5 protein-coding genes are annotated in these 6926 nt (G+C 39.5%); 4 read left to right on the top strand and 1 reads right to left on the bottom strand.

Translation table 11 applies throughout. The features are described 5' to 3' along the window. From AC5JMK_RS10335 to glmM, 3 genes are all read left to right on the top strand, one after another. Window positions 1–203: hypothetical protein (locus tag AC5JMK_RS10335; RefSeq protein WP_495910018.1), on the top strand; the 203-nt coding region annotated here is incomplete at its 5' end. 101 nt (window positions 204–304) lie between these two features. After that, complete coding sequence (locus tag AC5JMK_RS10330; protein WP_096675000.1) at window positions 305–1426, top strand: ferrochelatase; 1122 nt, start codon at window positions 305–307, stop codon at window positions 1424–1426. A gap of 684 nt (window positions 1427–2110) precedes the next feature. Continuing rightward, the gene (gene glmM / locus AC5JMK_RS10325; protein ID WP_096678811.1) at window positions 2111–3574 is read left to right on the top strand and encodes a phosphoglucosamine mutase; all 1464 of its coding nucleotides are present in this window, start codon (window positions 2111–2113) and stop codon (window positions 3572–3574) included. Between the two features lie 107 nt (window positions 3575–3681). Here the strand turns inward: glmM and AC5JMK_RS10320 are convergent, their stop codons facing one another. Beyond that, a complete protein-coding gene (locus tag AC5JMK_RS10320; RefSeq protein ID WP_096675001.1) occupies window positions 3682–4920 on the bottom strand; it encodes an alpha/beta hydrolase in 1239 nt (412 codons plus the stop codon). A 669-nt stretch (window positions 4921–5589) separates the two neighbouring features. Here AC5JMK_RS10320 and AC5JMK_RS10315 point away from each other — a divergent pair. Then, window positions 5590–6924 carry a hypothetical protein gene (locus AC5JMK_RS10315; protein ID WP_096675003.1) on the top strand — a complete coding sequence of 445 codons (1335 nt, stop codon included), beginning with the start codon at window positions 5590–5592 and terminating at the stop codon, window positions 6922–6924. Window positions 6925–6926: the final 2 nt, after the last annotated feature.

Here is a 6926-nt window from a genome sequence, read left to right as displayed (position 1 = left end):
TACGTCTCTACTGCTACGTCTCTACTGCTACGTCTCTACTGCTACGTCTCTACTGTCTCTACTGCTACGTCTCTACTGCTACGTCTCTACTGCTACGTCTCTACTGCTACGTCTCTACAAGGTTTCTGGATAACGCATATTTAATTTCTGGAGATGTCTATTTGAAGAAAACGCGATCGCATACTAGAACACCGATTCATTAAATCAATGTATTTCGTTTTGTATATATCCTATCCAGGGGGATAGGATAATAGATAAACAAGTAAGAAAAACAACAAGCTAAAATTTATTGAGGGATAAAATTGTGGTTGCGACACCGGAAAAAATAGAACATAGCCACGAACAATCATCAGGTCAACAGCGAGTAGCTGTATTGCTGATGGGCTATGGCGAAGTCGAAAGCTACGAAGATTTTGCTAACTATAACGAACAAGCATTACATTTACTCACAGCAAAATTCGCACCAGTACCAGCTTGGATTTATCCTCCTTTAGCTAAGATTTTGGCTTTATTTGATCGTCATGAGTGGGGTCATCAACACAATGATTTTATTTCTCCCCACAACGCCATCTTTGAAAAGCAGCGTGCTGGTATTGAGAAGAGCTTACAGCAGCAGTGGGGCGATCGCGTCCAAGTTTTCAAAGCTTTTAACTTCTGCGCCCCATTCCTTCCTCATCAAGTTTTAGCAGAAATCAAAAATCAAGGTTTTGATAAACTCTTGATTTACCCACTATTGGTAGTTGATTCTATCTTTACCAGTGGGATTGCGATCGAGCAAGTAAATAAAGCTTTATCCCAATTGGCTGATGGTAGCGAACACTGGATAAAAGGACTGCGCTACATTCCTTCTTTTTACAACGAACCTGCCTACATCGATATGATGGTGCGTCTTGTAGAAGAAAAAATAGCTAGTGAATTAGCTACTGCCTATTTACCAGCAGAAATCGGTATTATCTTGATGAATCATGGTTGTCCCCACAAAGCCAAAGGTTTCACTTCTGGAATCACCGAAAGTCAAGCACTCTACGACTTGATCCGGGATAAATTAATCAACCGCTATCCTCTGATTTCCATCGGTTGGTTAAATCACGATACACCAATGATTGAATGGACGCAGCCAAATGTCGAACAAGCTGCAAAAAACCTGATTCAACTGGGTGCAAAAGCCGTTATGTTTATGCCCATTGGCTTTGCTACAGAAAACCATGAAACTCTCTTAGACGTACATCACATTATCCATGCTCTAGAGAAAAAGTATTCTCAAGTTAACTACGTGCAAATGGCTTGTGTCAACGACCACCCAGACTTCTTGTCAACTGTAGCCCAATGGGCGAATCCTCATATTGCTGAGTTGTTGTCAGAAGAAGCAATGATAGTTAACCCAGAGTTAGCAGCAGTCCACCATCATCATCACCATCATCATTAAGACAAGGGAAGGGAGACAAAGGGATGTTTTGCAGGTTATCCCTCTGCTCTCCCAAGACTGTTACAAGGGACAGGGTTTAAAAAGCCTTTTCGAGTAGCCCTTTCATCGCATCGACGGTTTTGCAATCTTTAAAAAGTAAAAAGATAAAAGTAAAAAGTAAAAAGAAAATCCCCATAAATAAATTAAGGGGATTTAAAACGGACGCGTTTTTTATCGCGCTGCGCGTCTCTCAAAAAGTATTTTTACTTTTTTTTCATAAATAAATTTAGGGGCTTTAAACCCTTTTTTATTTCTTCTTTATGAGTGCCTTTTAACTTTTAACTTGTTCGGTAAGTCTCAACCTCAGTCGTGCTTATCAAATGGTGTTAAGGATTTTTGGTACAGAAAATTGGTGTTAGAGACGCGAAATTACCCTGGGGGATCTTGCTACGCGTCTGGTACGAAAGAATTGTGGGCTTAACACCAAGCGTATTGACCCCAATCCCCCTTGACAATTGACTAAATTCAAATTTTGAGATTAATTTTACAGAAGCTTAATATAAGTTTTAAGTGTTTCTGCTTAAACTAGAGCTGAACAATAAATAAATTTGTGAAAAAAATAAATTTTAGATATCGTGATACAACCTAATTCATAGGAGATTAGTAACAGTCTTCTGTGTGTCTGTGTGGAGTGTTTCTACAATTATGGTCTCATCAATAACTCGGACTCAAGGCTTGGGTGGTAGTTCTGCTTCCGAACCTGAGAAATTGCAGAAAATTATCGAGGGTAGCCTTGCGCCCATTAGTATCTCATTACCGACTACTCCTTTGTTTGGCACAGATGGTATTCGTGGGCGAGTGGGGGAATTGTTAAGTGCGCCTTTAGCATTGCAAATTGGTTATTGGGCGGGTACTGTATTACGGTGTTGTGCTGCTGACTCAGGATCGGTGATTGTCGGGCAGGACTCAAGAAACTCCAGTGATATGCTGGCTATGGGCTTGAGTGCAGGGTTAACAGCAGCAGGGCTAGAAGTTTGGTATTTAGGCTTATGTCCCACTCCCTGCGTTGCCTATCTTACAAGTATGAGTGATGCCATTGGTGGGATAATGATTTCTGCTAGCCACAACCCACCAGAAGATAACGGTATTAAAATTTTTGGTGCTGATGGTTTAAAGTTATCTCAAGCTTTGCAGGCAGAAATTGAAGCTGGGCTGCGTGGTGTGATAGCATCAGCTAGTATTAGCAATTGTGGTAAACATTACTCACGCCAAGAATTAGTGGGGAGTTATACAAATGCGTTAACGCAGCCTTTGGAAACAGTTAATCTCCAAGGCATGAAAATAGTTTTAGACTTGGCTTGGGGTGCAGCAGTTGGGTTAGCGCCGTCAGTATTTGAGTCAATGGGTGTAGAAGTTATCTGTTTGCATCATCAACCGGATGGCGATCGCATTAATGTCAACTGCGGTTCCACTCACCTCGATATTTTGCAAGCAGCAGTCAGGGAACACAATGCTGATCTGGGTTTTGCCTTTGATGGCGACGCTGATCGCGTGTTAGCAGTGGATAATCATGGTAGACAAGTCAACGGTGATTACATTCTTTATTTGTGGGGACACCATTTACAGCAAAAGCAAGCATTGCCTGATAACTTAATAGTGTCCACCGTCATGGCAAACTTGGGCTTTGAAAGAGCATGGCAACAAAACGGTGGTAAACTGATTCGCACACCAGTAGGCGATCAATACGTGCAAGCAGAAATGCAGAAAACTGGTGGTATGCTGGGGGGAGAACAATCCGGTCATATTTTATGCCGTCATTATGGCATTACAGGAGACGGATTACTCACAGCCTTACACGTAGCAGCGTTGGTAAAGCAGGCGGGTGGTTCCCTGGCGGAAATGGTAGATCAAAGCTTTCATACCTATCCCCAGCTATTGCGGAACGTACGAGTAGAAGATCGTAGCAAACGCATGGCGTGGCAAGAATGTCAACCTCTGCAAGCGGCCATTGCTCGTGCTGAAACAGCAATGGGTGATTCTGGTAGAATTTTAGTGCGGGCTTCCGGCACAGAACCAGTGATCCGAGTCATGGTAGAAGCAGAAGCAGCCGATCTTGCTAATTACTGGACAAATGAACTAGTAATGCAAGTGCAAAAATATCTCGGCTAAATTCAGTTATCAGTTATCAGTTATTGATCACTGTTCACTGATAACTGATCAAACACCCACTGACTTTGTTAGACGTACACAAACAACTAAATTGCAGTAATATCATGTCAATTGCAGCTTCTAATAAACCCACAAAATAACCGTCTTCGACCTCTTCTGGGAGTGTCGTTATTCTGTGTATTACGAGTAGAATCAATCACACTTTCGGTGGTGTTACTGTAACGAGATTGTTGATCTTGGGGAAATCTATAATAATCTTCACTCCTGATGGGTTGGGGATTGTTACTGTAAGTGAGCTTCATGACTAATTTGCCATCATTTGAATTAACTGTAGTTTGTTGTTCAGTATTATTACTTGTCTTACCAAAAACTATCTGTTTCCCATTTTGATTACCATTAAATGAATAATCGGCTAACGCATCAAATATACGGTACACCCCAAAATAATCCAGTCCGTTGACTCTACCATTGTTTCCAGAACTCAAAGGCACAAAATGATCTGCGGTTAGCTGACAATTTTGAGAACTTGCAGACTGTAGGATAATATAAGCCTTTTGAGGCACGCTAATAGTCTTAAATAAATTGATCGCCATGCGATGGTCATTGACATTATCGTCTTGGTAGACCTGAATCAGGAGATTAGTCTGTTTCGGAAAACGTTTCATTTGCTGCTGGGTAATCTCAAAGGAATACCAAGGAGCCATGATATAAATAAATGCTGCTTTGCTACCCCATCGTTTTTCTACTAATCCCTTATAAGCCATAGCGGGAGTTGCACCCCCACCAAAAGAATGTCCAACAAAACCTACTTTTGTTAAATCCATAAATTTGCCATATTTAGCACTAGCGGCTGCAAATCCACTCCAAAGTAGGGTATACCTTTGGGAGTGACTTGCTCGCAAAGTTTTATATGGAGAATAAACTACTACATAACCCCGACTAACAATATGTTCTATAAGCTTTGTGTAGTATTGCGGAGAAGTTGCACCATAAGCATGAGAAAAAAATATCACTGGAGCAGGTGATGAGTTATTAGCAGGATGAAATACATAAACTTTTTCTCTTGGCCATTGGGGATGAACAAAAGTTTCTGTAATTACGCGGCTAGAACCATCACTACCATATCCTGTTGTGATTGGTAAAACAGCATTAGCGCATTCTTTATCTGTGACTTGAGCGATCGCAGCTCCTGAGCTAGATTGATTATTAGTATCTCTTGATACATCTTTTTGTAGAGTTCCGAATGAACAAGCACAAAGATTCGGACAGATCAAGAAAATTATGGATACAAGTGGGGCTAAGTAGCGAATCATCCAATAGAAATCTCCAACGCTCTGTGCAAACATAAACAAACAAATTTATTTAAAGCTTCAAAACTGAAAAGTTTATGTAATCTTTATTACTCTCAAGAAAGCTTTAGCGAAATTTTGTTTAATTCAGTATAAACTGTATCATCAAAGAGCAAAATATAAAATTTGCTCCAAATTAAACAGTGTAAAGCAACATGCAATCTTGCAGTAGCATCATTTAAGTGTTTTGAAACTTCAGTGCGATCGCTTGTATTAGATGTTGCATTGATCAGGTTATACCAATTAAATATGAAGCTGCACATTATTTTAACCCCTCCCAACCTCCCCTTACCAAGGGGAGGTGCCAAAGGCGGTGGGGTTTTTTCTATGCATCTTCATATGAAAATGGTATTAGGCATCAAACTATTTTGGGTTTTAGATTTTGGACTTCGTCGTGACACTTCGACACTTCGGAAAGCTCAGTGCGAGACGCTCAGTCGAAAGATTTTAGATCGATTCGACAGATAAACCTGGGTGTTTGTACCATCAAATAAAATATCGATCAACACAGAATTTTACTCAGGTGTAGCTACATATAGGACTCCTATTTGATTTTTGCGAAGCTAGGTACACTTTCTGTTAAGAGTTAAGAGTCCTCACGAGTAAGTTCATACATCAAACCGGATTCCTATATAGACCTAAAAATTGACACAATGAAAACCAAAAATGAAAATTAAAAATACGTTAGTTTTTGTCAGCTTACTACTACTCTTATCTCCTTATCATCCAGCATTTAGTTCTACTAAAAACCATAAATATTCACTAGATAAAACAAAACAATCACAGAATAATACGAATGTTGTTACTGGTGGTATTACTAATCTTCAGAGTTCCTCACAACGAATGATTTCCTACAGACATCAAGAACGTATGTGGTTCACTGAAGATGGTGGAATGCATTTAATAATTAACGAGGGTAATAATTCTACAAATAGTAGCTTAGTGCTTTATTCTAGCTTTGACTATGGTGCTACATGGAAAGCTATGAGTACAATCAGTGAAACGAATGAAGAGTCAACTCCTGATGGTTTTTTGTATAACAGTAACCTATTTTTAACTTATAGTTCCTCTACAGGTAAAATATACTTTTCCATCCTGCGTTACGACGTAACAAATAAGACTTGGCAACCCATTAGAACAAATATAGTGTATGAAGATGCCAATTATATTGCTAGCAATGCAACCATCGCAGTAGACAAGAATAATCGCTTTTGGATTGCTTTTATTCGGCAGAATGTAACTACAAATGAGTTTGAAATAAAAACTTCGCATAGCACAACTAATGGTGCATCATGGGAAGATACTGGATTAACTCTGGGAACAGTAAGTTCTTCAAGAGCAAAAAGCGCAAAGCTAGTCAGATTATCAGATAGAATGGGTGTCGTTTATACAAATGAAGATACAATTAACTGGGCATATCGGATGAATGACTGGTCATTAACTACACCTTGGTCAGAACAGCTGTTATTTCAGCATCAACCAGGCTCTGATAGAGACCCTTACGCTAGTCATTTCAACGTAGTTGTTGATCAACTCGAAAATATCCATGTCCCTACACGAGATCAAGGACAGTTATTATATCTAAGGTTTGATCGGCAAAATCAAAGCTGGGATACTCCAAGAATACTTACAGATGATTCTTCGGTTGCTTATGTGCAAGCAACTGTATCAGGTGATAATAGATTATTGATCTCATATAACCAACAGACTTTTGTGAAAGTATTGCAAAGCTCCGATTATGGTAAAACTTTCCCTACTAGTACATTATTAGCACACCCAAAACAAGAGTCTCTTAACACATCAGCAGACTTTACACGTCCAAGAATTGAAGCACCAACAAGAGTAGGATCATGGCTTCCGGTTCTTCAACAATTTGTTATGGATGGTAAACAAAAATTACTCTACTATAATTTGAAACTAGACACTCCATCTCAAGCTTTGAATAATAATATTCCTACTGAAACTTTGAAGCTTTCTAGAGAACCAGTAGTACCAAATTAAAT

The organism is Pelatocladus sp. (assembly GCF_059505505.1).
This window is presented reverse-complemented; position numbering and strand designations above follow the sequence as displayed.

Coding starts and splice junctions, on each gene's coding strand:
- glmM (WP_096678811.1), top strand. CDS start 2,111: ATGGTCTCATCAATAACTCGGACTCAAGGCTTGGGTGGTAGTTCTGCT.
- AC5JMK_RS10320 (WP_096675001.1), bottom strand. CDS start 4,920: ATGTTTGCACAGAGCGTTGGAGATTTCTATTGGATGATTCGCTACTTA.
- AC5JMK_RS10315 (WP_096675003.1), top strand. CDS start 5,590: ATGAAAATTAAAAATACGTTAGTTTTTGTCAGCTTACTACTACTCTTA.